Annotated in this window: 25 protein-coding genes; 11 read left to right on the top strand and 14 right to left on the bottom strand. The window is 71.8% G+C overall.

Annotation, left to right across the window (positions count from 1 at the left end):
• Positions 1-340 precede the first annotated feature (340 nt).
• From ACIQID_RS12080 to ACIQID_RS12070, 3 genes are all read right to left on the bottom strand, one after another.
• Positions 341-1,306, bottom strand: coding sequence for a serine hydrolase (locus ACIQID_RS12080; RefSeq protein WP_312674769.1), 966 nt, complete (start codon positions 1,304-1,306; stop codon positions 341-343).
• Positions 1,307-1,417: 111 nt separating this feature from the next.
• On the bottom strand, positions 1,418-3,403 hold the full coding sequence (locus tag ACIQID_RS12075; protein WP_400285173.1) for a M13 family metallopeptidase: 1,986 nt from the start codon (positions 3,401-3,403) through the stop codon (positions 1,418-1,420).
• 45 nt (positions 3,404-3,448) lie between these two features.
• The gene (locus ACIQID_RS12070; RefSeq protein ID WP_400285170.1) at positions 3,449-3,994 is read right to left on the bottom strand and encodes a DUF1992 domain-containing protein; all 546 of its coding nucleotides are present in this window, start codon (positions 3,992-3,994) and stop codon (positions 3,449-3,451) included.
• A gap of 94 nt (positions 3,995-4,088) precedes the next feature.
• Here ACIQID_RS12070 and ACIQID_RS12065 point away from each other — a divergent pair, with 94 nt between their 5' ends.
• Positions 4,089-5,411, top strand: a complete 1,323-nt coding sequence (locus ACIQID_RS12065) for an MATE family efflux transporter (protein WP_312674766.1) — start codon at positions 4,089-4,091, stop codon at positions 5,409-5,411.
• 119 nt (positions 5,412-5,530) lie between these two features.
• Entirely contained in the window at positions 5,531-5,869 is a 339-nt protein-coding gene (locus ACIQID_RS12060; RefSeq protein ID WP_071329417.1) for a hypothetical protein, read from the top strand.
• A 27-nt stretch (positions 5,870-5,896) separates the two neighbouring features.
• Here the strand turns inward: ACIQID_RS12060 and ACIQID_RS12055 are convergent, their stop codons facing one another.
• A complete protein-coding gene (locus ACIQID_RS12055) occupies positions 5,897-6,562 on the bottom strand; it encodes a TrmH family RNA methyltransferase (protein ID WP_331201358.1) in 666 nt (221 codons plus the stop codon).
• 103 nt (positions 6,563-6,665) lie between these two features.
• On the opposite strand from ACIQID_RS12055, the gene ACIQID_RS12050 reads away from it, so the two are divergent.
• Both ACIQID_RS12050 and ACIQID_RS12045 read left to right on the top strand, forming a co-directional pair.
• Complete coding sequence (locus ACIQID_RS12050) at positions 6,666-7,952, top strand: Nramp family divalent metal transporter (RefSeq protein WP_400285165.1); 1,287 nt, start codon at positions 6,666-6,668, stop codon at positions 7,950-7,952.
• 20 nt (positions 7,953-7,972) lie between these two features.
• Positions 7,973-8,272 carry a hypothetical protein gene (locus tag ACIQID_RS12045; protein ID WP_400285163.1) on the top strand — a complete coding sequence of 100 codons (300 nt, stop codon included), beginning with the start codon at positions 7,973-7,975 and terminating at the stop codon, positions 8,270-8,272.
• 1 nt (position 8,273) lies between these two features.
• On the opposite strand, the gene ACIQID_RS12040 is transcribed toward ACIQID_RS12045, so the two are convergent.
• A complete protein-coding gene (locus tag ACIQID_RS12040) occupies positions 8,274-9,719 on the bottom strand; it encodes a Na+/H+ antiporter NhaC family protein (RefSeq protein WP_400285160.1) in 1,446 nt (481 codons plus the stop codon).
• Between the two features lie 52 nt (positions 9,720-9,771).
• Positions 9,772-11,385, bottom strand: coding sequence for an amidohydrolase (locus ACIQID_RS12035; RefSeq protein ID WP_400285157.1), 1,614 nt, complete (start codon positions 11,383-11,385; stop codon positions 9,772-9,774).
• Positions 11,386-11,455: 70 nt separating this feature from the next.
• Between ACIQID_RS12035 and ACIQID_RS12030 the strand changes: the two genes are divergently transcribed.
• The 5 genes from ACIQID_RS12030 to ACIQID_RS12010 all read left to right on the top strand — a co-directional run bounded on the left by ACIQID_RS12030 (position 11,456) and on the right by ACIQID_RS12010 (position 14,403).
• Positions 11,456-12,124, top strand: coding sequence for a TetR/AcrR family transcriptional regulator (locus ACIQID_RS12030; protein ID WP_400285154.1), 669 nt, complete (start codon positions 11,456-11,458; stop codon positions 12,122-12,124).
• A gap of 9 nt (positions 12,125-12,133) precedes the next feature.
• Entirely contained in the window at positions 12,134-12,766 is a 633-nt protein-coding gene (locus tag ACIQID_RS12025; protein ID WP_312674760.1) for a metal-dependent transcriptional regulator, read from the top strand.
• A gap of 95 nt (positions 12,767-12,861) precedes the next feature.
• Positions 12,862-13,671 carry an HAD-IIA family hydrolase gene (locus ACIQID_RS12020; RefSeq protein ID WP_025104898.1) on the top strand — a complete coding sequence of 270 codons (810 nt, stop codon included), beginning with the start codon at positions 12,862-12,864 and terminating at the stop codon, positions 13,669-13,671.
• A 1-nt stretch (position 13,672) separates the two neighbouring features.
• On the top strand, positions 13,673-14,242 hold the full coding sequence (locus ACIQID_RS12015) for a YdeI/OmpD-associated family protein (protein ID WP_312674759.1): 570 nt from the start codon (positions 13,673-13,675) through the stop codon (positions 14,240-14,242).
• The gene (locus ACIQID_RS12010) at positions 14,239-14,403 is read left to right on the top strand and encodes a hypothetical protein (RefSeq protein ID WP_168429049.1); all 165 of its coding nucleotides are present in this window, start codon (positions 14,239-14,241) and stop codon (positions 14,401-14,403) included. The genes ACIQID_RS12015 and ACIQID_RS12010 overlap by 4 nt, the downstream gene beginning before the upstream one ends.
• Before the next feature lie 24 nt (positions 14,404-14,427).
• Here the strand turns inward: ACIQID_RS12010 and ACIQID_RS12005 are convergent, their stop codons facing one another.
• From ACIQID_RS12005 to ACIQID_RS11970, 8 genes are all read right to left on the bottom strand, one after another.
• Positions 14,428-16,059: an ABC transporter ATP-binding protein gene (locus ACIQID_RS12005; protein WP_400285149.1), complete on the bottom strand. Its 1,632-nt coding sequence runs from the start codon at positions 16,057-16,059 to the stop codon at positions 14,428-14,430.
• Positions 16,056-17,138 (bottom strand): serine hydrolase domain-containing protein, encoded by a 1,083-nt coding sequence (locus tag ACIQID_RS12000; RefSeq protein WP_400285146.1) that lies wholly within the window; start codon positions 17,136-17,138, stop codon positions 16,056-16,058. Before ACIQID_RS12000 ends, ACIQID_RS12005 begins: the two co-directional genes overlap by 4 nt.
• Entirely contained in the window at positions 17,135-18,262 is a 1,128-nt protein-coding gene (locus tag ACIQID_RS11995; RefSeq protein WP_400285143.1) for an enolase C-terminal domain-like protein, read from the bottom strand. Before ACIQID_RS11995 ends, ACIQID_RS12000 begins: the two co-directional genes overlap by 4 nt.
• Entirely contained in the window at positions 18,259-19,449 is a 1,191-nt protein-coding gene (locus ACIQID_RS11990) for an anhydro-N-acetylmuramic acid kinase (protein WP_400285140.1), read from the bottom strand. Before ACIQID_RS11990 ends, ACIQID_RS11995 begins: the two co-directional genes overlap by 4 nt.
• Complete coding sequence (murQ, locus tag ACIQID_RS11985) at positions 19,449-20,354, bottom strand: N-acetylmuramic acid 6-phosphate etherase (RefSeq protein ID WP_400285137.1); 906 nt, start codon at positions 20,352-20,354, stop codon at positions 19,449-19,451. The genes ACIQID_RS11990 and murQ overlap by 1 nt, the downstream gene beginning before the upstream one ends.
• Positions 20,351-21,238 (bottom strand): ABC transporter permease, encoded by an 888-nt coding sequence (locus ACIQID_RS11980; RefSeq protein WP_312674752.1) that lies wholly within the window; start codon positions 21,236-21,238, stop codon positions 20,351-20,353. Before ACIQID_RS11980 ends, murQ begins: the two co-directional genes overlap by 4 nt.
• On the bottom strand, positions 21,235-22,206 hold the full coding sequence (locus ACIQID_RS11975; protein ID WP_071329247.1) for an ABC transporter permease: 972 nt from the start codon (positions 22,204-22,206) through the stop codon (positions 21,235-21,237). Before ACIQID_RS11975 ends, ACIQID_RS11980 begins: the two co-directional genes overlap by 4 nt.
• A gap of 67 nt (positions 22,207-22,273) precedes the next feature.
• Entirely contained in the window at positions 22,274-23,824 is a 1,551-nt protein-coding gene (locus tag ACIQID_RS11970) for an ABC transporter substrate-binding protein (protein WP_136052925.1), read from the bottom strand.
• A 166-nt stretch (positions 23,825-23,990) separates the two neighbouring features.
• Between ACIQID_RS11970 and ACIQID_RS11965 the strand changes: the two genes are divergently transcribed.
• Both ACIQID_RS11965 and ACIQID_RS11960 read left to right on the top strand, forming a co-directional pair.
• Positions 23,991-24,893: a MurR/RpiR family transcriptional regulator gene (locus ACIQID_RS11965; RefSeq protein ID WP_085605640.1), complete on the top strand. Its 903-nt coding sequence runs from the start codon at positions 23,991-23,993 to the stop codon at positions 24,891-24,893.
• Position 24,894: 1 nt separating this feature from the next.
• On the top strand, positions 24,895-26,037 hold the full coding sequence (locus tag ACIQID_RS11960; RefSeq protein WP_400285131.1) for an MFS transporter: 1,143 nt from the start codon (positions 24,895-24,897) through the stop codon (positions 26,035-26,037).
• The last annotated feature ends 79 nt before the right edge of the window (positions 26,038-26,116 follow it).

The following is a 26,116-nucleotide window of genomic DNA, read 5'->3' as shown; positions in this document are numbered from 1 at the left end:
GCGCCGCTTCAGGCGAGCACGCGACATCAGGCTGGCTACACGCCCGAAAGCCTGATGCCACGCGGCTGCCTGCGTTCACGCGCGGAATCCAGGGGGCGCGGAAACAGAAGAACGCGCGAGGTCAGGCGACCGCGGGAGGTCAGGGTCATGGCCACTCTGGAAGCCTGAAGCCACGCGGATGCCTGCCTTCGCGCGCAGGATCCAGGGGAGGCGAAACAGGCGACCACGGGAGGTCAGGCGACCACGGGAAGTCAGGCGACCACGGGAAGTCAGGCTCATGGCCGCCCTGGAAGCCTGATGCCACGCGGATGCCTGAGGCCGCGCGCGGGGTCAGGCGGGGTCAGTGCGTGTACTCCATGAGCTCGACGCCGAGCACGCGGAAGGCGTCGTGCGCGCGGAGACGGTGGCTGATCGACAGGTCATCGAAGCACACGATCATCGAGTAGGCGACACCGGCCCGCGGCCCCGCGAGCACCCCCGCCTCGGCGCGCACTCCCCGGTCGCGGCCGGTCTTGTTCACGAACAGCAGGCCGTGCGCGTCGTGCTCGTGCGCGAAGGGGTCGAGCCCGGTCGAGGCGGCCACGAGGCTGAGGTCCTGGTTGAGGCTGAGCCACTCCGACACCTGGGCGCTGACGGCGGCATCGACGACCTGGGAGTTCACGAGCGCGGAGAACAGTCCGGCCAGCTCGCGCGCCGACCCCACCGCGACCTGCGGGGCGTCGTCCGGACCGCGGCGATCGCGGAACCGGTCGAGCAGGGCGGTGCGACGCAGCCCCAGCCCCTCGATGCGCTCCCGCACCCGGTCGTGCCCCACCTTCTGGAGGAGGATGTTCACGGCGATCGGATCGCCGGCGGTCGCGGCCAGCACGGCGAGGTCTTCCAGCGGCAGCGCCGGGGCCCGCAGGTGCCGCCACAGCCCGGAGCTCTCCACGGCCTCGACGCTCGTGCGCTCCACGATCTCGAGCGGGTCGAGGGCACCGGACTCGAACGCCGCCGCCACCTCGATGAGCAACGGGACCACCCCGAGCCCGGCGACGGGCATGGTGACGTGGTCGTCGCCCGCCAGCACGTGCACATGGGAGTCGAGGTCGACGACGTGCACCGACACCTGCGCCCCGGCGTTCGCGAGGCCTTCGAGAGCCTTCAGCGTCGACGTGAACGACCGCCGACCGACGGCCACGCGGCGCGGCAGCCGACGGGCTCCCGGCCGCTGCGAACGTCGACCGCTGGACGACTCGGGCGCGCTCCCGGACGCTCCGGGAGCCGAGGGGTTCCGGAACGCGTCACCAGGGTCGGTCGCACCCACGCGTGGTCCTTCAGGAGGGGGAGGGATACTGCGCATCCGGGAAGGGGCGCCCGGCGGCAGGGCTATCGTAACCCCACCGCCGGAGCGAGCCTCACAGAGTCCGGAGGTTCGTCACCAGATGGTCACACGGGACGACTCCGGCAGCCAGAGGGCATCCTTCTCGGTGACGCCGAAGGCGTCGTAGAAGGCGTCGATGTTGCGGACGATCTGGTTGCACCGGAACTCGTTGGGCGAGTGCGGGTCGATCGTCAGCAGGCGCAGCGTCTCGGCCTCGCGGCTCTTCTGCTGCCAGACCTGCGCCCAGGACAGGAGCAGCCGCTGCACACCGGTGTAGCCGTCGATGACCGGCCCTTCGACAGGCTCCGGCACCGACGGATCGGCGCGCAGCGACAGCTCGTACGCCTTCAGCGCGATGCCGAGGCCGCCCAGATCGCCGATGTTCTCACCGATCGTGAGGGCGCCGTTCACGTGATGCTCGGCGTCCAGCCCCTCCGGCACGAGGGCGTCGTACTGGGCGATGAGCGCCTTGGTGCGCTCCTCGAAGGCCGCACGGTCGGCGTCGGTCCACCAGTCCTGCAGGCGCCCCTCGCCGTCGTACCGGCTGCCCTGGTCGTCGAAGCCGTGGCCGATCTCATGCCCGATGACCGCGCCGATCCCACCGTAGTTCGCCGCCGCATCGCGCCCGGCGTCGAAGAACGGGTACTGGAGGATGGCCGCGGGGAAGACGATCTCGTTCATCGAGGGGTTGTAGTAGGCGTTCACCATCTGCGGCGGCATGTGCCACTCGGTGCGGTCGATCGGCTTCCCGACCTTGTCGATGTTGCGGTCGTGCTCGAAGATCGCCGCGCGGCGCACGTTGCCGAGGAGATCGGTCCGGTCTATCACGAGGGCCGAGTAGTCGCGCCACACCTCGGGGTGGCCGATCTTCGGGGTGAACGCGTCCAGCTTCGCGAGCGCGCGCTGCCGGGTCTCCGCGGTCATCCACTCCAACGTCTCGATGCTCTGCCGATAGGCCTCGACGAGGTTGGCGACGAGCTCGTCCATGGCCGCCTTCGCCGTCGGCGGGTAGTGACGCTCGACGTAGACCTTGCCGATCGCCTCACCGAGTGCCCCCTCGGTGACGGAGACGCCGCGCTTCCAGCGCTCGCGGAGGGTGGGGACGCCGGTGAGCTGGGTGCCGTAGAACGAGAAGTTCTCCTGCACGAGCTCGTCGGTGAGGTAGGGCGCCGCCGCGTGCACGACCTTCGCCCGCAGCCACGCCTTCCAGTCGTCCAGCCGCTCCGGAGTGAGCAGAGCGCCCAGCCCCTCGAAGAAGCTCGGCTGCGCGACGACGACCTCGTCGAACGCCTGCGCATTCGTCGGCGTCACGGCCGCGCGCCACGGGGCGAGGTCGACGCCTGCGAGCTCCTGCAGCTCGTCCCACGTCTTGAGGTTGTAGGTCGCCACCGCGTCCCGGCTGCGCACGTTGTCCCAGTGGTGCCCGGCGAGCTCGGTCTCCAGCGCGATGGAGCGCTCGGCCTGCGCCGCGGCATCGGCGACGCCGGCGAGCGAGAGCAGGCGCTCGAGGTGCTCCCGGTACGCCGCGCGGGTCTCCGCGAAGGTGTCGAGACGGAAGTAGCTCTCGTCCGGCAGCGAGAGCCCGGCCTGCACGAGCACCGGGAGGTAGCGCTCCGGGTTCCCGGGGTCGCCGTCGACGTAGAGGCCGATGACCGCAGCCCGGCCCTCCCGGTCGTAGGTCCCCACGGTGCGCAGGAAGGCGGGGATGCCGTCGATCGCGTCGATCTCGGCGAACGTCTCGGCCAGCGGGGTCACGCCGGCCGCGGCGATGCGGTCGGTGTCCATGAAGCTCGCGAAGAGGTCGCCGATCTTGCGGGCGAGGGTGCCCTCCTCCGCCTCCTGCGACTCCTCGACGATCGCACGGACGTCCTTCTCGGCCTGCTCGGCCAGCAGATGGAAGGAGCCCCAGCGCGCCTTGTCTCCGGGGATCTCGGTGCGAGCGATCCAGGCGCCGTTCACGTGACGGTACAGATCGTCCTGCGGGCGGATGTCGGGGCTGAGGTCGTCGAGCGCGAGGCCCGCGGGAAGCACGTCGGTCATGCGCTCCAGCCTATGGCCGGGGTCCCCCACGGTGTCCAGAAGAGGTCAGTCCCGGCGTCGACGCCCGAAGCGTCGGCGCGGGGGTGCCGCTTCGGCAGGGGCGGGCCGCGTCGCGCGGCGTTCCGCCCACGCGGCGACCTCGGCATCGACATCGCGCAGCGGGGTCACGACGGGCGGTCCGCCCTGCAGCTGCCGGCGGGCCTCGCGCACACGACGGTTGAAGTCCTCGAGCACCTCCCGCACGTCGGACTCCCTGCCGAGGAGGTCGAGCTGCCCGTCGAGCTCGCGATCCTCCGTGCGCAGGAGGATGGCCGGGGGGCCGAGCCCGGTCAGCCCCTCGGACTCGATCTTCCGACGGATCCACCAGTCCGGGTCGTGATGATCGCCGAGCCCCTCGAGCGGCTTCCCGGCTCCCGGGAGGTCGTCGAAGTCACCACGGCGGATGGCGACCTGGATGGCGGACTCGACGAAGGCGGCCCGATCGACCGCGGCCGCTACGGACGGGGTGCCGGTCTCGACCTCGTCCTCAGCACTACCGTCGTGCTGCTGCCGGGCCCGATAGCGCGCGGCCGCCTCCCGGGGATCCGTCATGATGCGCCTCCGTCCGCTCGGAGCTCCTCCTTCACCCTACGTCCGGTCGAGGCCGGAGGTCTCGGGTGTCGACGACAGGTCATAGGCTCGGAGGATGGCCGCCCGCACCTCCCTGAACCGCGAGATCCTGCGCCTGGCGGTCCCCGCGCTCGGCGCGCTCATCGCGGAGCCGGCCTTCCTCATCGTCGACGCCGCCCTCGTCGGCCACCTCGGCACCGTCCCCCTCGCCGGGCTCGGCATCGCCGGAGCCGTGCTGCAGACGATCGTCGGCCTCATGGTGTTCCTCGCGTACTCCACCACCCCCGCGGTCGCGCGTCGGTTCGGGGCCGGTCATCCGGGGGAGGCGGTCTCGGTCGGGATCAACGGCATGTGGCTCGCGCTCGGCCTGGGTGCCGTGCTCGCCGTCGTCGGCGCCGTCTCGTCCCCCGGGCTCGTGTCCCTGTTCGGCGCGAGCGCGGAGGTCGCGGCACAGGCCAACGAGTACCTCGTGATCTCGATGTGGGGTCTCCCCGCGATGCTGATCGTGTTCGCGGCCACCGGTCTCCTGCGCGGGATGCAGGACACCATGACCCCGCTGTGGATCGCGGGACTCGGCTTCGCGGCGAACGCCCTGCTGAACTGGCTCTTCATCTACGGGCTGGGCTGGGGCATCGCCGGCTCCGCGGCAGGTACGGTGACGGCGCAATGGGGCATGGTCGCGGCGTACGCGCTCGTGGTCCGGCGCCTCGCGACCCGGCACAGCGCGTCGCTGCGGGCCCAGCGGGACGGTCTGCGCCACACCGCGACGTCGGGCGGCTGGCTGTTCCTCCGCACCGTGAGCCTGCGCGTCGCCCTGCTCGCGACCGTGGCCGTGGCGACGGGGATCGGCACTGAGGAGCTCGCCGGCTGGCAGATCGTGTTCACCATCTTCTCGGCGGCGGCCTTCGCCCTCGACGCACTCGCGATCGCCGCGCAGGCGCTGATCGGCAAGGAGCTGGGCGCCGGGGACGAGGAGCAGGTGCGCCGGGTGCTGGCGCGGACGGTCGCATGGGGCGCCTGGTTCGGGGTCGTGGTCGGCGCCGTCATCGCCGCCCTCTCCGGGGTGCTCGGCATCGTCTTCACCGGCGACCGGGCCGTGGCGGAGGTGGTGCAGCCGGCCCTGCTCGTGCTCGCGGTGGCGCAGCCGATCGCAGGCGTGGTGTTCGTGCTCGACGGCGTGCTCATGGGGGCCGACGACGCCCGGTACCTGGCGATCGCGGGCGGTCTGAACCTCGTGCCGTTCCTGCCCGCCCTGGGCATCATCGCCGCGACGGGGGTCGACGGCACCGCCGGCCTCGTGTGGCTCGCCGTCGCGTTCTTCGGGGTGTACCTGCTCGCACGGCTGGCGACGCTGGGGTGGCGAGTGCGCTCCGGGCGCTGGCTCGCCGCGTCGGCATAAGTCCTCCACAGCCGACGGAGAGAACGACTTATCCCCCGTCGCCGGGCAGAGCGGAATACAGCACCCCGCCCCTCTCGCCCTCCGGTCCAGCATGGAGCGACACTGAAGGGATGCTGGGGATGAACGACGCACAGGTATGGACGACGATCGGGGTTCTCGCCTCGGGCATGTACGCCACGATCACGCTCATGGCGACGATGTTCGTGAGGATCATCAAGACGGAGATCGGCACGGTCCGCACGGAGATCGGCGGGATCCACACGGAGATCGGCGGGATCAAGGGCGAGATCGGCGGGATCAAGGGCGAGATCGTCGGGATCAAGGGCGAGATCGTCGGCGTGAAAGCCGAGATCGGGGATCTCCGGAAGGAGGTGCATGGCCTGAGCCGGCGCATGGACGGTCTCGACCGCGACGTCAGCGCGATCTCGCGACACCTGTTCGGGATCGATCCGGCCTGACGGAGCAGGCGCGACCGCTCCTCGTGGTCACTCCGCGTGGCGACGGCACCACTCGTACATGATGACGGCGGCGGCGGCACTCGCGTTGATCGAGCGGGTCGAGCCGTACTGCGTGATCTCGATGTGACCCGAAGCGGCGGTCAGCGCCTCCGGCGACAGCCCGGGCCCTTCCTGCCCGAACAGGAGCACGCACGAGCGCGGCAGGTCGGCGCGGTCCACCGGCACGGCCCCGTCGACGTTGTCGATCGCGATGACGGGCAGCCCCTCCGCGGCAGCCCAGGCGGCGAAGGCCGCGATGTCCTCGTGGTGCACGACGTGCTGGTAGCGGTCGGTCACCATGGCGCCGCGCTTGTTCCAGCGACGGCGGCCGACGATGTGCACCGTGTCGGCGAGGAACGCATTGGCGCTGCGCACGATGGAACCGATGTTCATGTCGTGCTGCCAGTTCTCGATCGCGACGTGGAACGGATGACGCCGCGTATCGAGGTCGGCGACGATCGCCTCCATGCGCCAGTACCGATAGCGGTCGATGACGTTCCGCGTGTCGCCGTGCGCGAGGAGCTCGGGATCGTACTGCTCTCCCTCGGGCCAGGCCGACGGCCCTCCGGGCCACGGCCCGACGCCGTATCCGGGCTGCGCCGAGGACCCCCCGGGGGCGGTCGGTTCCGGGCTCTCGGGGCGCTGCGCATCCATCCCGCCAGGCTATCGCCGCGTCGGCCCTGCCGCCGTCTGACGGAGGGGCCGCACACCGGCCCACCATATTTAGGCACGCCGAAAAATACGCTACGGTTTCGGTGTGCCTAAAAATCCCACCGCCTCTCTCCTGATCCCCGCTCGCACCGCTTCGCCGCGCCTGCTGTGGCTGCTGGGACCGGCGCTGGTGGCGGGTGTCGCCTACCTCGACCCGGGCAACGTCGCCAGCAACATGACCGCAGGGGCGCAGTACGGCTACCTGCTCGTGTGGGTGGTCGTCGCCGGCAACGTGATGGCCTGGCTGATCCAGTACCTGTCCGCGAAGCTCGGCGTCGTCACCGGCCAGAGCCTTCCGGAGGTGCTGGGCCGGCGGCTGCGCCGTCCCTGGGCCCGCCGCGCGTACTGGCTGCAGGCGGAGCTGGTCGCGATGGCGACCGACCTCGCCGAGGTCATCGGCGGCGCCGTCGCCCTGAACCTGCTCTTCGGCGTCCCGCTGCTCTGGGGCGGACTCATCACCGGGGCCGTGTCGATGGTCCTGCTCGCGGTGCAGAACCGTCGCGGCGCCCGTCCCTTCGAGTTCGTGATCATCGGACTCATGCTCGTGATCACGATCGGCTTCATGGCCGGCCTGTTCCTCGCGCCGCCCGACCCGGCCGGCGTGGTGAGCGGCCTCGTGCCGCGCTTCGAGGACACGGGGTCCGTGCTCCTCGCCGCCTCGATCCTCGGCGCGACGATCATGCCTCACGCGATCTACGCGCACTCCTCCCTGGCCCGCGACCGGTTCGGTGCGACGAGCGCCGAGACGACCGAGGAGGCCGCCCGGGTCGAGACCTCGCGGATCCGCCGCCTGCTCACGGCGACACGGTGGGATGTGACGATCGCCATGGTCATCGCGGGCTCCGTGAACCTCGGCATCCTGCTCCTCGCGGCGGCGAACCTCGCGGGCGTCGCGGGGACCGACTCCCTGGAGGGCGCACACGCCGCCCTCGCCGCGGGCCTCGGTCCGGCCGTGGCGACCTTCTTCGCCGTGGGGCTGCTCGCCTCGGGTCTCGCCTCGACCTCCGTCGGCGCGTACGCGGGCGCCGAGATCATGCACGGCCTGCTGCACGTGCGCATCCCCCTGCTGGCGCGGCGCCTGGTGACACTCATCCCCGCGCTGGTGATCCTCGGCATCGGGGTGGACCCGACGCTCGCCCTCGTCCTCAGCCAGGTCGTGCTGTCGTTCGGCATCCCGTTCGCGCTGATCCCGCTCGTGGCCCTCACCGCGCAGCGCCGCACGCTCGGCGTCTGGGTCAACCGGGCGTGGACGACGGTCGCCGGCATCGTGGCATCCGTGCTCCTCATCGCCCTGAACGGCGCCCTCCTCTGGCTGGTGCTGACGGGGGCATGACGCCGGATAGGCTCGACATCATGTCTGCCGCCTCCGCCCGTCGCACCGTCCGCCTCCTCACCTGGAGCGGCTTCGCGACCGGCGTCATCGGCGGTCTGCTCATCGCGTTCCCGAAGGTCATCGGCCCCGCCAGCCCGTGGGTGCAGCTCGCACTCGGCGTCGCCACCCTGATCTTCGCCTTCCGTGCCCGCAAGGTGGGCATCGCCGAGGTGGAGGGCTTCGACGGGCGCCTGTCGCTCGCCGCCGCCCTCCTGGGGTTCCTCGTGCTCTTCTTCGCGGGGCAGGCGGCCGTGATCCTGCTCGGCTCCACGAGCGCCTGATTCAGGCCGCGAGGAAGCCCGTCACGAGGTACAGCACGAGCGAGATCCCGGCGGCGATCCCCGCGTAGGGGAGGATGGCCAGCATGAGGTTGATCGGCTTGATGCCGATGGACCGCGAGGCGAGGATGATGCCGTCCCCGTAGAGGCAGGTCGTGCTGCCCAGCGCCGCCCCGGAGAACACCGCCGCGCCCGCCAGGATCGGGTCCGCGCCGAGGGCCAGCGCGAGCGGCAGCACCACCGGGGTGATGACCGCCGCCAGGTCCCAGAACGAGCCGGTCGCGTAGGCGTAGACGCCGCAGACGGCGAACACGATGGCGGGCAGCAGCGCCGGGGTGAGCACCGGCTCCGTGACCTGGATGACGAACTCGGCGAGCTGCAGGGTGATGTTCATCTCCTGCACCATGAACGCCAGCACGGTGAGCACCATCACGAAGAGCATGCTCTCGATGCCCTCCAGCGCCGCGTCCAGCACGCCCCGCACGGAGAGACGGCGCTGCACGAGGACGAGCACGATCGTGACGGCGAGCGCGGCCGCGGTGCCGGCGACGACGTTGGCGTCGGTCGCGATGGTGACGCCCACGAGGACCGCCATCGCGAGGAGGAACGACCACGGCTGCGGCCGGCGCCCCGCCTCCGTCGAGGTCTCCAGCGCCACGGCGACCCGCTGCGCCGTCGAACCGTCGGGGTCGTCCGCGCGCAGCTCGGAGAGCAGCGCCGCTCCCTCCGCGCGGCGTTCCGCATCCGTCGTGCCGAGGGGGAAGACGTCGCCGTCGCGCTCCGCCCGCAGCGCGTCCTTCTTCAGCGGACCGAAGCGCGGCAGCCAGCCGACGCTCATCAGCAGGGCGACCGCGATCGCCGCCCACCCGAAGAAGATGAACGGGATCGACTGCAGGTAGGCGCCGAATCCGCTGCCCCCGACGGTCACGCCCTGGGCCTCGAAGAGTCCGGAGAAGAACAGCGCCCAGGTCGAGACCGGGACGAGCACGGCGATCGGCGCGGCGGTCATCTTCATGATCGCGCCGAGCTGCGTACGGGGGACGCGGTACCGGTCGGTCACCTGCTTCATCGAGGTGCCGGTGGTGAGCACGTTGAGGTAGTCGTCCACGAACAGGACCACCGAGAGCAGGAACGTCAGCAGCGTCGACTTCCGGCGCGAGGTCACGAACCGCTCCACCCAGCGGGCGAAGTCGGTCACGATGCCCGACTTCTCGAACAGCATCATGAGGATGCCGAACAGCGCCACGATGAGCAGCAGCCATTGGGCGGTCTCGTTGGACAGCGCCGTGCCCGTGTACGCGACCCAGATGTCGAAGCCGCCCCAGCCGCCCAGGATCAGGGCGCCGGCGACGGTGCCGCAGAGCAGGGCGAAGAGGGTGCGCCGGGTGGCGACGGCGACCACGAGGATCACCGCGATGGGCAGGAGCGCGAGGGCGCCGAATTCGGGCATGGGGTTCACCTCGGTGTGAAGAAGGAAGGGGGTATGAGGGGTCGAGCGGGGGTCAGGGCTCGACGCCGCCGACGACCGTCCGCTGTACGGGCAGGTCGGGGAGGTCGTCCGGCGCGACGTGCAGCGGGTTCTCCGCCCACACGGCGTAGTCGGCGCGGAACCCGGGGGCGATCCGACCGAGGTCGGTGTCGCCCTGGGCACGCGCGGCGCCCACGGTGTAGCCGTGCAGCGCCTGGTAGGGAGTGAGCACCTGGTGGGGCTCGAAGACGGGGGCGTCGCGGTCGCCGGGACGACGGCGCAGCTGGGCCCAGGCGAGGCCGATGCGGGCGTCGTTCTGGGCGATGGGCCAGTCCGATCCCAGGGCGACCGGGGCTCCGGCCTCCCAGTAGTCGCGCACGCGCCAGGCACGGGCGGCACGGGCCGGGCCGAGACGCCGCGACCAGTCGTCCGAGCCGTCGGCCTTGCGCCACTGCAGGTGGAGCGGCTGCATCGAGGCGGTGATGCCCGCGGCCGCGAGGCGCGCGACGTCGCGATCCGTCGTGGTCTCCAGGTGCTCGATCCGGTGGGGTGCCCCGCCGGCGCTGCGGACCCCGGCGGCGAGGTACGCGTCGACGACCTCCCCCACCGCGCGGTCGCCGATGGCGTGCGTGGCGACCTGGAAGCCGGCCTCGGCATAGCGGCGCACGGTGCGGGCGTAGGCGGCGGCGTCCTTCCAGAACGGCGCGGTCCCCTCCCCCGCCGTGTCGGGCTCGTACAGCCAGGCCGTTCCCGTCTCCACCACGCCGTCGGCGTAGAGCTTGACGACCCCGCCCCGCCAGCGCTCTCCCCGGCGGTCGCGCATCCGCAGGTTCTCGGCCGTGCGGGCGGCGTCGAATCCGGGCTCGTGATCGATGGCGGACACGATGCGGATCGGCAGACCCGGCCCCTGCTCCACGGCGTCCAGCAGGTCCAGGGTCGCGAAGCCGCCGTCCATGATCGTGCCGCCGGTGAGGCCGGAGGATCGGAGTCCCTGCAGCAGTTCGTGGCCGGCGGCGAGCGTCTGCGCGCGGTCCAGGGCGGGGGCCGCGAGGCGCACGGGCTCGTACGCGCCGAGTTCGCGCAGCTCGCCGGTCGGGATCCCCTCGGCGTCGACCACGACGAGGGAGGAGTCGTCCGTCTCGCGCGCCCCGGTGATGCCGCCGCGCCGCAGCCCCTCGCGGCTGGCCAGCGCGGTGTGCCCGTCGAACACGATGAGGAGCGCGGGGAGGCCGCGCACCGCGTCCTCGATGGCGTCGGCGGTCATGGGGATCTCGTGGAACACGTCGTAGTCGAGATTCCACCCGCGCACCCACGGCTCGGCGTCCTCGGCGAGGGCCCGGTCGGCCTCGGCCCGGAGGGCGGCGCGCAACGCGGCGGCGGTGGTGATGCCCCCGAGGTCGATCCCCGCGGTGAGCTCGAGGCCCTGCAGCGGATGCAGGTGCGCGTCGATGAGGCCGGGGGTGACGGCGGCGCCGCCGAGGTCGTGCACGACGGTTCCGGTCCCGCGCAGCTCGCGGACGAGGTCGTCGCCGCCGACCGCGAGGAAGCGACCGTCGCGGACGGCGAAGGCCGTCGCCTCCGGGCGGCGGGGGTCCATGGTCACGACGCGCGCGCCGGTGACGATAGTGTCGGCGTCGAAACCCGTCATGACGTTCTTCCTCGAGCGAATTGAAAGAGTTTCAATAAAGTAGCAGACACGGAACCCGAATCGAGCCCCGATGACGAAGTCTCCCCGCAGCGTGGGCCGCCCCTCCGGCCCGGTGCTCACCGAGGAGCGGATCCTCGATGCCGCCTTCCGGCTCAGCGCGGAACGCACCCCGCAGCGCTTCACCATGACCGCGCTCGCGGAATCCCTCGGGGTGCGCACCTCGGCGCTCTATCACCACTTCGAGAACCGCGACGCCGTGATCCGGGCCATGCGCGGCCGCGTGAGCCGCTCGCTCGCCACCCCGGTGCCCCGCGAGCGGCCGCTGGAGGACGCCCTGCTGGCCTGGGCGCACAGCTATCGCGACGCGGCCGTCGCCGCCCCGCAGGCCATGGTCATGCTCGCGAGCTCCCCCATCGACGCCGACGAGGGCTCGTTCGCGGACTACGAGCAGATCGCGGTGCTGCTCACCGACGACGGCTGGCCCCGCGAGACGATCGTCGATGCCATCGTCGCGCTGGAGTCGTTCATCATCGGCTCCGCGCTGGACGCCCTCGCTCCGGCGGACAACATGGCGCCGAAGGAGCTCGCCCCCGCGTACCCCACCTTCGCCGCGGCCGAGAGCGCGCGGGCCGAGCTGAGCGACGACCCCGCGCGACGGACGTTCGAGATCGGCGCGCGCGCCCTCATCCGCGGCCTCACCGCCTGGGCCCGCGAGGGCGGGGAGCGGTCCGCGCCGTAGAGTGGTGGGGTGGCATCCCCGGCAGCTGACGACTACCTGAAGACCGTCTACGCGCACACCGAGTGGCAGGATGCGCCGATCACCCCCTCGGTCCTGGCGGCCAAGCTCGGCATCGCGCCGTCGTCGGTCACGGAGATGGTGAAGAAGCTCGCCGCGGCGGGACTCGTGTCGCACGTGCCGTACGGAGCGGTCCGGCTGACGGACGCGGGGACCACCCGGGCCCTCGCGATGGTCCGCCGCCACCGCCTCATCGAGACCTGGCTCGTGCAGGAGTTCGGGTACGGGTGGGACGAGGTGCACGACGAGGCCGAGGTGCTGGAGCACACCATCAGCGACCGGCTGCTCGAGGGCATCGACGAGCGCCTGGGACGACCGCGCTTCGACCCGCACGGAGACGCCATCCCGGACGCGGAGGGCCGCATCGAACGGGAGCCCTTCGTCCTGCTCGCCGATGCCCCGGAAGGACACACCGGCCGCGTGCTCCGCGTCGACGACCGCGACCCGGAGCTCCTGCGGACCCTCGACGCCCACGGGGTCGTCGTGGGGACGTCCGTGACGGTGACCCCCTCCGGCATCGCCCTCGACGGCACCGAGCCGCCGTTGCCCCCCGCCGCCCGCGACGTGGTGTGGCTGTCGGCCTGACCCCCGCTTCGAATCGCGCACTTTGCGGCAAATCGGCCGGGGATGGAGCCAATCAGGCGATTCGAAAGGAAAGGTGGGGCCTCTAGGCTGAGCACATGGCACACCGTGACGACATCGAATGCTGGCTCACCGACATGGACGGCGTGCTCGTCCATGAGAACGACGCCATCCCCGGGGCCTCCGAACTCCTCGCCGGATGGGAGCGCAACGAGATCCCCTACCTCGTGCTCACGAACAACTCGATCTTCACCGCCCGCGACCTCTCGGCCCGCCTCCGTGCGAGCGGCCTGATCGTGCCGGAAGAGCGCATCTGGACGTCAGCGCTCGCGACCGCCGACTTCCTCGCGCAGCAGCTCCCCGGCGGCTCCGCGTTCGTCATCGGCGAGGCCGGCATCCTCACCGCGCTGCACGAGGCCGGCTTCATCATGACCGAGACGAACCCCGATTTCGTGGTCGTCGGCGAGACCCGCAACTACTCGTTCGAGGCCATCACGAAGGCCATCCGCCACATCATCAACGGCTCGCGCTTCATCGTGACCAACCCGGACGCCACCGGCCCGAGCGCCGACGGGGTGCTGCCGGCCACGGGAGCGATCGCCGCCCTCATCACCAAGGCCACCGGCAAGGAGCCCTACGTCGTCGGCAAGCCCAATCCGATGATGTTCCGTTCGGCGCTGAACAAGATCGGCGCGCACTCGAAGAAGACCGGCATGATCGGCGACCGGATGGACACGGACATCGTCGCCGGCATCGAGGCGGGTCTGCACACGGTGCTCGTGCTCACCGGCATCAGCGACCAGCGGATCATCGAGCAGTACCCCTTCCGTCCGGACGAGATCGTCGACTCGGTCGCCGACCTGCTGCCGACCATCACCGACTCGATCCCCACGCTCGACGAGGACTGACGTGGGCGCCCTCGACGACGGCGAGCGGGTCACGGCGGCGGACGCCGCGGCCTGGCGCGCTTGGCTCGAGGCGAACCACGAACGCACGGCCGGGGTGTGGCTGCTGAGCGTGCGCGGTCGATCCGCCGTCGGCGTCGGGTACGAGGATGCCGTCCGGCAGGCGCTGTGCTTCGGGTGGATCGACGGCCCGGTGCGCACGTTCGACGACGAGACGCGCGGCCAGTGGTTCTCCCCTCGACGCCCGGGCAGCGGCTGGGCGGCGACGAACAAGATCCGTATCGCGGAGCTGGAGGCCGCGGGGCTCCTCGCTCCCGCCGGCATCCGGGCGCTGGAGACGGCGAAGGCGAACGGTTCGTGGACCGTGCTCGACGGCCCCGAGGCCGGCATCGAGCCGCCGGAGCTCACGGCCGCCCTCGACGCGGTGCCCGCGGCGCGGGCGAGCTGGGATGCGTTCCCGAAGTCGGTGAAGAAGTTCGGCCTCACGCACATCGCGATGGCCAAGCGCGCGGAGACCAAGGCCGCGCGCATCGCGAAGATCGTGGCGGATGCCGCGGAGGGGAAGCGCCCATGAACCAGAGCGACCTGCTGTTCCTCGTCCTGATCCTCATCACGCTCACGTCGCTGACGGTCTTCGTCGTGCAGTTCGTGCGCTCCCGCCGCCGCGGCGGCGAGGACGACGGCCGCGCCGGCTGGTGGGAAGGCCCCTGGGACGACGACGACCGCCGGCGCTGAGCCGACGGCCGCCGCCCCGAGGCCTCAGGAGGCGAGCGACGCTCCGGGGATCGCGGCGAGCAGCTCCCGGGTGTACGGATGCTGCGGCGTGTCGAAGATGCTCTCCGGGGTGCCGCTCTCGACCACGACGCCGCGCTGCATCACGTGCACCTCGTCGGAGATCATGCGCACGACCGCCAGGTCGTGGCTGATGAAGAGGTAGCTGAGCCCGAGGTGCTTCTGCAGGTCGGCGAGGAGCTCGAGGATCTGCGCCTGCACCAGCACGTCGAGCGCGGAGACCGCCTCGTCCAGCACGACGAGCTCGGGCTCCAGGGCCAGGGCGCGGGCGATCGCCACCCGCTGCCGCTGTCCGCCGGAGAGCTCGTGCGGCAGCCGCTCGGCCATGGCCGCGGGCAGCGCGACCTGCTCCAGGAGTTCCAGGACGCGGGCGTGCCGGGTGGCGGCGGTCCCGATCCGGTGCACGCGCAGCGGCTCGGCGATCGACTGCTCCACGGTGTACCGCGGGTCGAGCGAGGCGTAGGGGTTCTGGAAGACGGGCTGCACGCGGCGGCGCAGCGCGAACAGCTCCTTGCGGCGGAGGGTCGTGAGGTCGGTGCCGTCGAAGAGGATGGCCCCGGAGGTCGCGTCCTCCAGTCCCAGCACCATGTTCGCCGTGGTGGACTTGCCCGAGCCCGACTCTCCCACGATGGACACGGTCGTGCCGCGGCGGATCGAGAAGCTCACGCCGTCGACCGCCGTGAAGGTCTGCGGCTCCCCGGCCTTCGCGTTCCGGAGCGGGAACTCCTTGCGCAGGTCCCGGATCTCGACGAAGGGCACGGCGTCGGCCGCGACCTCGCGCGCCGGGAGGGCGTCGCGGCGGGACGCGAGGCTCGGTGCGGCCGCGAGCAGCTGCCGGGTGTACTCGTGCTGCGGGTTGCCGAGGACGTCCGCCGACGTGCCCTCCTCCACGACACGGCCACGGAACATCACGACGATGCGGTCGGCGCGCTCGGCGGCGAGGGCGAGGTCGTGGGTGATGAGGAACACCGCGGTGCCCAGCTCGTCGGTCAGCTGGTCGAGCTGGTCGAGGATCCGCCGCTGCACGGTGACGTCGAGCGCCGAGGTGGGCTCGTCGGCGATGAGCAGCCTCGGCTTGCAGGCGAGCCCCATCGCGATGAGCACACGCTGCCGCATGCCCCCGGAGAACTCGTGCGGGTACTGGGTCGCCCGGCGGGCGGCATCGGGGATGCCGACCATCTCCAGCAGCTCGACGACACGGGCCTTCGTCGCGTCTCCGCTGGTGTGCCCGTGGACTTCGAGGGCCTCGCCGATCTGCTCGCCGACGCGCATGAGGGGGTTGAGGTTCGACATCGGGTCCTGCGGCACGAGGCCGATTCCGGCCCCGCGGAGGGACACCATCGCGTTCTCGGGGAGGTCGGTGAGCTCGCGGCCCTCGAAGCGGATGCTCCCCGCGGTGATGACGCCGTTCTCGGGCAGCAGACGGTTGACCGCGGCCGCGGTGGTGGACTTCCCGGAGCCGGATTCGCCGACCACGGCGACCGTCTCGCCGGCGGCGATGTCGATCGTGATGTCGCTGATGGCGGTGACCAGTTCGGAGCCGGTCCGGAAGGCGACCGCGAGGCCGTCGATGCTCAGCACGGGCGGGGTGGTGCTCATGGGGTACTCGTTCCTTCGGGGTCGAGGAGTGCGGGCAGCGCTGCGCGCCACAGGGTCTCGGTGGGGGCGATCTCATCGGCGAACAGCCGGTTCGCGAGCAGGACGACGGCGGTCCCGGTGGCGGGGACCGCGCCGAGCGCGCACCCCGTGTAGCCGGGATGCCAGAGCATCCGGGTCGGGCGTCCGTCCGCCGTCACGGTGTCGCTGCGCCAGCCGAGGGCCTGACCGGGGTCGGGGCCGTCGCGGAACAGCTCGGCCACGAGCGCCGGGTCCCAGAGGTCGGGGTGCGCCTCGGGGTCGGCGAGCGCGACGCCGAGGGTCAGCAGCTCGTCGACCGTGCCGAACAGGCCGGCGTGCCCGGAGGCGCCGTTCAGGGCGTGGAAGCAGTTGCCGTCGTTGACGACGCCGGCGATCTCGCCCTCGCGCCAGGGGAAGTGCCGGCGAGAGGTGAGGATCGGGTAGGGCGTGCCGGTGGCGACCATCCGTCGCTCGGCGGCATCGCCGTCGCCCGTGGACGACGCGACCGGACCGGGGACGGGCCCGTAGCCCGTGCGCGCGAGCCCGAGGGGGCCGGTCACGAGCTCGCGCACGGCGGCGTCGAGGGAGAGGCCGGTCACGGCGGCGATGATCCGTCCGAGGATCAGGAAGCCCAGGTCGGAGTAGTGCCGTCCTTCGTCCACGCCGTAGCGGAGCGGGAGCGCGTCGGCGGCGGCCGCGCCGTCGGCGTGCGTGCCGTCGAGGTAGAGCGGCTGCCACTCCCAGAGCCCCGCCCGGTGCAGGAGCAGGTGCCGCACGGTCGTCCCGGGGGCGCAGGCGGTTCCGGCGACGAAGCGGTCCACCGGATCGTCGAACCGGAGGTCCCCCCGGGAGGCCAGCCCGAGGAGCGCGGTGGTGGTCGCGGCGACCTTGGTGACCGAGGCGAGGTCGAACGCCGTGTCCGTCGTGACCGGCGTCCCCGCGAGGTCGGCGAAGCCGCCGGCGGCCGTGTCCCGCCTCGTGCGGGTGGCGACACCGGCGACGGCTCCGCGCGGCGCGGTCGGCCCGGCGAGGACCGCGGCGATCGCCTCGGCGGCGCTCATACGAGTGCTCCTGTGTGGGAGCGGTCGAGCAGCACCTCGGCATCGGGCGCGATCCCGGTGATCCCCAGTCCTGCGGTCGGGGCGAGGGTGAGCCACTCCGCGGCGGCGGTGAGCCCTCCGGTCACCGGCGACCGGCGCAGCCACGATGCCGCGTCGAGGTCGTGCACGACGTCCGGAGCGACCGCGGCGGCGAGGTGCGCCGCGGCGGCCACCCCGACGTGCGACTCCATCATGCAGCCGATGATGACGCCGAGTCCGGCGGAGCGGGCGGCCTGCACGCAGGCGAGCGCCTCGCGGAGCCCGCCGGTCTTGGCGAGCTTGACGTTCACGAGCCCGGCGGCTCCGCGCACGGCGATGTCCCGGACGTCCTGCGCGGTGCGGACCGACTCGTCCGCCATGATCGGGGTGTCGACGGCGGCCGTCACCGCGGCCAGCGCATCGAGGTCGCGCGCGGCGACCGGCTGCTCGACGAGTTCGAGACCCACGCCCGCGTCCTCCGCCGCCCGGATGACGCGGATCGCGGTCTCGGCGTCCCACGCCTGGTTCGCGTCCACGCGCAGCGTGATGTCGCCGCCGACCGCGGCGCGGACGGCCAGGAGACCCGCGACCGCATCGTGTTCGCGGGACGCCTTGATCTTGAGGCACCGGAATCCCGCCGCCGCATACTCGGCGGCGGTCACGGCCAGCGCCGTCGGCTCCGCCACGGACAGCGTCATGTCGGTCCGGATGCGCGTGGGCGCGTCTGCGTGCGGGGCGAGCGTCTGCGCGAGCGGCTCGTCGCGGTGGCGTGCGGCGAGGTCGGCGACCGCGCAGGCCACCGCGCTGCGGGCGGCGGCGTTTCCCCAGGCGGCCGCGGCGAGGGCGTCCGGCAGCCCGGGATCGTCGACGGAGCGCCCGAGCACGGCGTCGGCGAAGGGACCCGCGACCGCGGCCGTCACGCTCTCCGGGCTCTCCCCGGTGACGCGCCAGCTCGTCGCGGCCTCCCCGTACCCGCGGCGGCCGTCGGCGTCGGTCACCTCCACGAGCACGACGTCGAGGTGGTCCGTGCGTCGGACGGCCGTGACGAAGGGACGCACCAGGGGCGAAGGCACCCGCAGCACGCGCATCCGCTCGACGACGGTCACGATCCCGCCGCCTCCGTGAGGGTGAGGGATTCGATGGCCGCGACCGGCTCGGGCATCTGCAGCGGACCGGCGCCGGGGGTGATCGTGCCGAGGATGCGCGGCTCGCGCGCCCCCGTCCCTCCGGGGACGATGGCGGGGACGCCGTGCAGGGTCGACCAGCCGATGAGCGCGAGGAGGATGGCCTCCTTGCTGTCGGCGGGGGCGCCGAGCTCGTCGGCCAGGACGACCTCGGTCTGCGGCAGCGCGGTCCGCAGCCCGTCGAGGATCAGCGGGTTGCGGCAGCCGCCGCCGGATACGGCGAGGAAGCCGATCCCTGCGGCCTCGACGTCGCGGGCGACCGTGCGGACCGTGAGCTCGGTGAGCGTGCGCACGACGTCGGCGACCGCGATCTCGCGTCCCTGCGCCGCGAGGTGCTCGTGCACGTAGGCGAGGTGGAAGTGCTCCTTGCCCGTGCTCTTCGGCGGGGTGAGCGCGTAGTAGGGGTCTGCGAGCATCGCGTCCAGCAGCGCCTCGTCGACCCGCCCGGTCCGGGCGATCGCCGCGTCGTCGTCGTAGCCGAGCGGATTGAGGTCGTGCGCGACGATGACCGCGTCGACCAGGGCGTTCGCGGGGCCGATGTCGTAGGCGACGAGGCCGTCCGGGCGGACGACGGTCATGTTCGAGATGCCGCCGAGGTTCAACGCCGCCGAGACGCCGGCGCGACCACGGAGCAGCAGCTCGTCGAGGAACGACACGAGCGGCGCGCCGTGGCCGCCCGCGGTGATGTCGCGGATACGGATGTCGGAGACGACGGGCACACCGACCTTCTCGGCGATCCAGGCGGGCTGCCCGATCTGGAGGGTGCCGAGCGCGTGGGCGCCGTCGACCCAGTGGTACACGGTCTGGCCGTGCGAGCACACCGCGTCGACACCGCCGATCTCTGCCGCCACGTCGGCCGCGACGTCGGCGAACGCCTGGCCGATGAGGGTGTCCAGCTCGGCCACCTCGGCCAGGGTGGTCTGCGCCGGAGGGAGCGCGGCGATGAGGCGTGCCCGCAGCTCGGGATCGTAGGGGACGCTCGTGGAGGCGAGCACCGTGCCCCGGAGGTCGACGCCGTGCGCCGTGAAGCCCCCGTTGGTGGCGAAGTCGACGACGGCGGCGTCGATCCCGTCGTGCGAGGTGCCGGAGATCAGTCCCAGGACGCGCATCAGTTCTCCTCCAGTGCGGTGCGCAGACGGCCGTCGGCCGCCGCGAGTCGGTCGGTGGCCGCGGGGAGGTCCTCCCCGCGGCGGATCATGATCGCGGCGAGCTTCACGTCCCACCCGGCGCCCTCCAGCGCGGCGGCCGCCGTGTCGCGATCGACATCGGCGATCGTCCGCACCATGCGGATCGCGCGCTCGCGGAGCTTGTGGTTCGTGGCCTTCAGGTCGACCATCAGGTTGCCGTAGGCCTTGCCGTTCCTCACCATCGCGATGGTCGAGAACATGTTCAGGACGAGCTTCTGCGCCGTGCCGGACTTGAGGCGCGTGGAGCCGGCGAGCACCTCGGGGCCGACCTCGACCTCGATGCCGTGCTCGGCGACCGCGCTCAGCGCGGTGCCGGTGTTGCACGACAGGCCGACGCTGAGCGCCCCGCGCTCCCGCGCCCTCCGGACGGCGGCGACCACGTACGGCGTGCGGCCACTGGACGCGATGCCGATCACGGTGTCGAGCGGGCCGATGCCCGCGGCGTCGATGGCCGCGGCACCGGCCTCCGCGTCGTCCTCCGCGCCTTCGACGGGGTTCACGATGGCTCCGGGACCGCCGGCCATGATCGCGAACACCAGCTCCGGCGGGGTGCTGAACGTGGGCGGGCACTCGGAGGCGTCGAGCACGCCGATGCGTCCGGGGGTGCCTGCGCCGACGTACACCAGACGTCCGCCCTGTGCCATGCGCGCGGCCGTCTGCTCGATCGCCGGGACGATCTGTGGAAGGGCGCGCTGCACGGCCGCGGGCACGGTGGCGTCGGCCTCGTTCATGGTCTGCGCGAGCTCGGCCACGCTCATCTGATCGAGGCGGGCGTAACGGGGGTCGCTCGCCTCGGTGGCGAGGGCGCCCAGGTCTTCCGCGATCATCGCTTGCCCCGGTTCCGCGGGTCGAGGCTGTCGCGCAGCCCGTCGCCCAGCAGGTTCAGGCCGACGACGAGGAGCACGACGATCACGCCGGGGGCGATCATGGTCCACGGGGCGATCGTGACGAGGGTGCGCGCCTCGAAGATCATCGAGCCGAGCGAGGGCGCCGGCGGCGGCGTGCCGAGTCCGAGGAAGCTCAGCGAAGCCTCCGTGAGCACCGCCCAGGAGAGGGAGAGCGTGACCTGCACGATGATGATCGAGGTGATGTTGGGCAGCACGTGGCGGAACATGGTCGCCATACGGCTCTGCCCCGTGCTCTTGGCCGCCTTGACGTACTCCACCTCGCGCAGCGACAGCACGGGGCCTCGGGTGACGCGGATGAAGATCGGCACGTAGACGATCGCGATGGCCACGGCGATCGTGAACCAGTTGCGGTCGAACACTGACGCCAACGACAGGGCGAGCAACAGCGGCGGGAAGGCGAACAGCACGTTGGTGACAGCCGTGATCGCCCCGTCGGAGAAGCCGCGGTAGAAGCCGGCGATCAGGCCGCAGACCGTGCCGACCACGGTCGCGAACGCCACGGCGACCACGGAGATGAGCGCCGAGTTCGCGACGCCCGCGGCGACCCGCGAGAACACGTCGCGGCCGAACTGGTCGGTGCCGAACCAGTGCACCGCGGACGGCGGCTGCAGCCGGGACGGCGGATCCTGCGCGAGCGGGTCGAACGGCAGCAGGCCGAACGCCGAGATGAGGCTCAGCACCGCGAGCAGCACGACGATGATGAGGCCGGCGAGGCCGCTGCGGCTGCGCAGCAGAAGACGCACGCGCTCCATGGTGCGTCCGCCGCCGGGGGCGATGGTCGGGGTCTGAGAGATGTCGGTCATGCGGCACGCACCCGAGGATCGATGACCCGGTAGAGCAGGTCGGTGAGCAGATTGACGATGACGAAGGCGAGCGCGATCACCAGCACGGTGCTCTGCACGAGCGCGTACTCCTTCTGCTGGATGCCGAGAAGCACCTGGCGCCCGATCCCGGGGAGCGAGAAGATCTGCTCCACCACGACGGCGCCGCCGAGCAGGTATCCGAACTGCAGACCGGTCATCGTGACGATGGGCACCAGGGCGTTGCCGAGCACGTGGCGCACCTGCAGCCGACGCGGGGGCACGCCCTTCGCCCTGGCGGTGCGGATGAAGTCGTTGGAGCGGATCTCGAGCACCGCGGTGCGGGTCGTGCGCATGATCGGTGCGGCGATGCCGAAGCCGAGCACGATCGAGGGCAGCAGCATCTGCTGGAGGTTCAGCAGCGGGTTCTCGAAGAGCGTGGCGTACGCCTGCCCGTTGGGGTTGAACCCGAACGACTGGGCGAGGATCGCGAGCAGCGCGGTACCGAGCAGGAAGGCGGGGATCGAGAGCCCGGCGAGCCCGACGACCTGGCCGACGCCGTCGCGGAACGAGTCGGGCTTCGAGGCGGAGAGCATGCCGAGCGGGATGCCGATGGCCAGCGCGATCACGATGGAGATGATCGCGAGCTCGAAGGTGACGGGGAGCGCGGCGGCGGTGAGGTCGAGGACGCTCGTCTGCGCCCGGGAGGAGAAGCCGAGGTTGCCGGTGAAGATGTTGCCGAGCCACGAGAAGAACTGCACGACGAGCGGCTGGTCGAGGCCGTAGTACGCCTCGAGGGCGGCGCGCTGCGCCGGAGTGAGGGCCGCCGCCTCGGTACCGAGACCGGAGCTGATCTGGTCGCCGGGGATGGCGCGCAGCATCAGGAAGACGAAGACGGCGACGCCGAAGAGGGTGCCGAGGGCTGCGAGGATGCGTCGCAGCACGCTGTTGCGGAGGAGCTGTCTGAACATGCGCGTGGGAGAGGTGCCTGTCGTCGGGGAGCCGAGGGGGCGCGGGTGTCCGCGCCCCCTCGTTCCGCTACTGGATGGAGGTGGTCCGCAGGTACTGCAGCGAGCCGTTCGCCATCGGGGTGAAGCCGTCGACGGTCGAGGCCGTCGCGGTGTAGGTGTAGCTGGTGAACAGCCAGATCCAGGCGGCGTTGTCCTCGAGGTTCTCGGAGACCTGCGCGTAGATGTCCTTGCGCTTCTCGGGGTCGGCCGTCTCGCGTCCCTCGGCGAACAGCGCGTCGAGCTCGGGCGAGGAGTATCCGGCGACCTGGTTCAGGTTGCCGGTGCTGGTGAAGTAGCGGCCGTACATGCCGTCCGGGTCCGGGCGTCCGCCGTTGAGGGCCACCGCGGCGTCGAAGTCGGCCGCGATCCAGCGGTCCACGAACGCGCCGGACTCCAGCACCTCCAGGTCGAGCGTGATGTTCGCGTCGGCGAGCTGCGCCTTGAGGTTCTGCGCCTCGTTGACGGAGGTGGCGTACTCGCCCTGCGACACGATCGTCTTGACGGTGACGCCGTCCTCCTTGCCCGCCTTCTTCAGGTACTCGGCCGCCTTGTCGAGGTCGCGCTCGGGGCACGGGCGCGCGTCGGGGTCGGACTTGAAGGCGGGGGAGGTGATCGGACCGGTGACCTCGCCCTCGCCGAGCGCGGCGGTGTCGAGGACCTCCTGGCGATCGATCGCGCACTGCATCGCGAGGCGCACGTTCACGTCGGCGAGGTCGCCGCGCTGCGCGTTCAGCTGCAGGGCGTGGTAGCTGAGCTGCGGGGTCGTGGCGACCTCGACGTTCGCCCCTTCGGCGGTCTGCGCGACGAGCGGGTCGTCGAACACGGCCAGCTGCACGTTGCCGGACTGCATCGCCGACACGATGGACGACTCGTCGGGGATCACACGGAACTCGACGGTGTCGAGCAGCGCGGTGTCGCCCCAGTAGTCGTCGTTCTTGGCGAGGGTGAGGGACTGGCTGGCCTTGCGGCTGTCCAGCACGAACGGGCCGGTGCCGTTCGGGGTGGTGTTGAGCGCTTCCTCGGTGTCGTCCGACGAGAGCATCGCCATGTTGATGACGGCGAGGTTCGCGGGGAGGGCGGCGTCCGGGGCGCTGAGGGTGAGGGTGACGGTGCTCTCGTCGGTGGCCTCGACGGCGGCGACCGAGGCGAGCGAGCTCGCGGCCACGGCAGCGGTCGCCTCATCGGCGATCGCGTCCAGCGAGTACTTCACGTCGGCGGAGTCGAAGGCGCTGCCGTCCGCGAACGTGACGCCCTCGCGGAGGTGGAAGGTGACCGTGAGGCCGTCTTCGGAGACGTCCCAGGACTCGGCGAGACCGGGGACGACGTTGAGCTCCTCGTCGAACTCGGTCAGGGTGCCGTACAGGTTCTGCAGGACGTTGACCGCCTGGAACTGGGTGGCCTTCCACGGGAAGAGGGTGTCGGGATCGCTCGTGACGCCGATGACCAGGTCGCCGCCGGCGGCTCCGGATCCGGTGTCGGACGGGTTCGACGCCGGTGCGGAACACCCGGTGATGACGAGCGCCGCGGCGAGGCCCGTGGCGGTGAGGGCGCCGAGAGACGCCCACCGTGCTGTGCTCATTGCTGTTTTCCTCCTGGCTGGGACCGCGTCGCCCTGGCTCGGATCAGGCGGTGCTGCCTGATGCCCCGCGAACATCGTCGGTCTGGGTAAGTACCAAAAGTACACGAAAGTACCTACGCGTGTAACAGAAGTTCCTCTAGTGTTATGAACACCGATCGGAGACCCCATGCCCCACGATGCCGCCCGCGACGACGCCGGCACCCACCTCGTGCTCGTGCGGATGCGCGCCCTGCGCCCCGAACTCCGTCCGAGCGAGCAGCGCATCGCCGACCTGTTCCTCGCCGACCCCGCCGGGACCGCCGGGCTCTCCGTCGCCGAGCTCGCGCACCGCTGCGACACCTCGACCACGTCCGTCGTGCGGTTCTGCAAACGACTCGGGTACGAGCATGTGCGCGAGCTGCGCAACCATGTGCTGCGGGAGGTCGAGCGCGAGACCTTCGACACCGCCGCGCTCCCCGCGGTGTCCGGCGACATCGACCGCAACGACACCCTCGCCGACATCGTCGCGAAGGTGTCGCTCGCCGAGACGCTCTCCCTCGCCGATACCGCCAAGGTGCTCGACACCGACGCGCTCCGCGCCACCGTCGAGGCGATCACCTCCTCCACCCGGGTGGACATCTTCGGCGTGGGGGCGAGCTCCATCGTCGGGCTCGACCTCCAGCGCAAGCTCACCCGGATCGGGCGGACGGCGTTGGAATGGTCCGACCCGCACGCGGCCTGGACCTCGGCCGCCACCCTCGGGCCGGGGAACGTCGCGATCGCCGTCTCGCACACGGGCGCCACGACCGACACCATCGAGTTCCTCCTGCTCGCCCGGCAGGCGGGCGCGACGACCATCGCCATCACCAACCACGCCGGCTCCCCGCTCGCCGGTCAGGCCGACATCGTGCTGACCACCGCGGCGCGCGAGACGGGCTTCCGCTCCGGAGCCCTGGGCAGCCGGATCGCCCAGCTCATGGTCGTCGACTGCATCTTCATCGGGGTCGCGCAGTCCAACTACGACCGCTCGATGGAGGCCCTCCGCGACACCTTCGCCGCCGTGCATCACGTGCGCGCTGGCGGTGCCTGAGATGAGCGCGAGCCGACTCCGCGTCGGGCTGTTCACGGCGTTCGGCGGCCTCGGCGTGACCGCGGCGTTCGTCCCGGCCGTCCTTCCGTCCGCAGAGCACGCGACGGACGCCGACCTGAGTGCCGCCGTGCCCGTCCTCTTCGCGGGACTCCTCGTGGGCGTGCTGCTGTCGGGTCCGCTCCTGGTGCGTCGTCCGCCCCGGACGACGCTCGTGCTGGGCAGCCTCCTGCAGGCGGCCGCCATCGTCGGTGTCGCCCTCGCGACGGATCCAGGCGTCTTCATCGCGGCCGCCGCGCTCGCGGGACTCGGGTTCGGTCTCGTCGAGGCAGCGGGCTCCGTGGCAGCCAAGGCCGCCAGCACGGGGAGCGCGACCGGAGTGCTGAGCGCCCTGATGGGCACGGTCGCCGTGTGCGCCGCCGTCACACCGCTCGTGGTGGCGCTCGGGGCCGGCGCCCGTCCGGCCCTGGCGCTGCTCGCGACCGTACCCCTGGCGACCGTCGCGGTGCTCGGCGGCGCCACCACTCTCGCCCGTTCGACCGAGGCCCCGGCGCGACGGGACGCACGCTCCCTGCTCGTCCTCCTCCCCTTCGCGCTGGCACTGCCGCTCTACGTCGGCGTGGAGACCGTCCTATCGGGCTGGTCGGCCGTGATCCCGGAGCGGGCGCTCGCGATCGAGCCCGCCACCGCCGCCCTCGGCACCTGCGCCTTCTGGGCACTGATGGCCGTCGGCCGCTTCGGCGCCGCCGCTCTCCGGCGCGCGGCGGTTCCGCCGCTCGCCCTGCTGGCGACCGCGACGGGGGCTGCCGCCGTCCTCCTGGTGCTCGCCGGCGTGCTCCTCGGCGAGCAGCCGGTCGCGGCGCTGCTCATCCTGGCCGTCGTCGTGGTCCTGCTGGCCCCGAGCTACGGCCTCATCCTCGGACTCGCGCTCGACCGACTCGATCCGGCCCGCAGCGCCGCCGTCACCGGGGCGCTCGTGGCCTGCGGCGCGGTCGGCGGCACGTTCGTCCCGACGCTCGTCCTGCTGATCGGGCGCGACCCGGCGTCGAGCGTCACGTTCCTCGTGTCCGCCGTGTTGTGCGCGGTCATCCCGGTGCTCATGCTCGTGGCGTCTCGCTCCGGGCGCGCCGTCCCGGCACTGCGGTGACTCACTCTTCCTCCCCCATCGCGCCTGCACACGACCTCTTCACAGATGCCGGAATTCCGACCGGCGCCCGCACGGCGAC

The organism is Microbacterium sp. NPDC091676 (genome assembly GCF_044756645.1).
GTDB lineage: Bacteria > Actinomycetota > Actinomycetes > Actinomycetales > Microbacteriaceae > Microbacterium > Microbacterium paraoxydans_D.
The sequence above is the reverse complement of the archived record's forward strand: the minus strand, read 5'-3'. Positions and strand labels throughout refer to the sequence as shown.

What these genes read in the sequence shown, in the direction of transcription:
- ACIQID_RS12075 (WP_400285173.1), bottom strand. Translation starts at nt 3,403, where the DNA reads ATGACCGACGTGCTTCCCGCGGGCCTCGCGCTCGACGACCTCAGCCCC.
- ACIQID_RS12070 (WP_400285170.1), bottom strand. Translation starts at nt 3,994, where the DNA reads ATGACGGATCCCCGGGAGGCGGCCGCGCGCTATCGGGCCCGGCAGCAG.
- ACIQID_RS12065 (WP_312674766.1), top strand. Translation starts at nt 4,089, where the DNA reads ATGGCCGCCCGCACCTCCCTGAACCGCGAGATCCTGCGCCTGGCGGTC.
- ACIQID_RS12060 (WP_071329417.1), top strand. Translation starts at nt 5,531, where the DNA reads ATGAACGACGCACAGGTATGGACGACGATCGGGGTTCTCGCCTCGGGC.
- ACIQID_RS12055 (WP_331201358.1), bottom strand. Translation starts at nt 6,562, where the DNA reads ATGGATGCGCAGCGCCCCGAGAGCCCGGAACCGACCGCCCCCGGGGGG.
- ACIQID_RS12045 (WP_400285163.1), top strand. Translation starts at nt 7,973, where the DNA reads ATGTCTGCCGCCTCCGCCCGTCGCACCGTCCGCCTCCTCACCTGGAGC.
- ACIQID_RS12040 (WP_400285160.1), bottom strand. Translation starts at nt 9,719, where the DNA reads ATGCCCGAATTCGGCGCCCTCGCGCTCCTGCCCATCGCGGTGATCCTC.
- ACIQID_RS12035 (WP_400285157.1), bottom strand. Translation starts at nt 11,385, where the DNA reads ATGACGGGTTTCGACGCCGACACTATCGTCACCGGCGCGCGCGTCGTG.
- ACIQID_RS12030 (WP_400285154.1), top strand. Translation starts at nt 11,456, where the DNA reads ATGACGAAGTCTCCCCGCAGCGTGGGCCGCCCCTCCGGCCCGGTGCTC.
- ACIQID_RS12020 (WP_025104898.1), top strand. Translation starts at nt 12,862, where the DNA reads ATGGCACACCGTGACGACATCGAATGCTGGCTCACCGACATGGACGGC.
- ACIQID_RS12010 (WP_168429049.1), top strand. Translation starts at nt 14,239, where the DNA reads ATGAACCAGAGCGACCTGCTGTTCCTCGTCCTGATCCTCATCACGCTC.
- ACIQID_RS12005 (WP_400285149.1), bottom strand. Translation starts at nt 16,059, where the DNA reads ATGAGCACCACCCCGCCCGTGCTGAGCATCGACGGCCTCGCGGTCGCC.
- ACIQID_RS12000 (WP_400285146.1), bottom strand. Translation starts at nt 17,138, where the DNA reads ATGAGCGCCGCCGAGGCGATCGCCGCGGTCCTCGCCGGGCCGACCGCG.
- ACIQID_RS11990 (WP_400285140.1), bottom strand. Translation starts at nt 19,449, where the DNA reads ATGCGCGTCCTGGGACTGATCTCCGGCACCTCGCACGACGGGATCGAC.
- murQ (WP_400285137.1), bottom strand. Translation starts at nt 20,354, where the DNA reads ATGATCGCGGAAGACCTGGGCGCCCTCGCCACCGAGGCGAGCGACCCC.
- ACIQID_RS11980 (WP_312674752.1), bottom strand. Translation starts at nt 21,238, where the DNA reads ATGACCGACATCTCTCAGACCCCGACCATCGCCCCCGGCGGCGGACGC.
- ACIQID_RS11975 (WP_071329247.1), bottom strand. Translation starts at nt 22,206, where the DNA reads ATGTTCAGACAGCTCCTCCGCAACAGCGTGCTGCGACGCATCCTCGCA.
- ACIQID_RS11970 (WP_136052925.1), bottom strand. Translation starts at nt 23,824, where the DNA reads ATGAGCACAGCACGGTGGGCGTCTCTCGGCGCCCTCACCGCCACGGGC.
- ACIQID_RS11965 (WP_085605640.1), top strand. Translation starts at nt 23,991, where the DNA reads ATGCCCCACGATGCCGCCCGCGACGACGCCGGCACCCACCTCGTGCTC.
- ACIQID_RS11960 (WP_400285131.1), top strand. Translation starts at nt 24,895, where the DNA reads ATGAGCGCGAGCCGACTCCGCGTCGGGCTGTTCACGGCGTTCGGCGGC.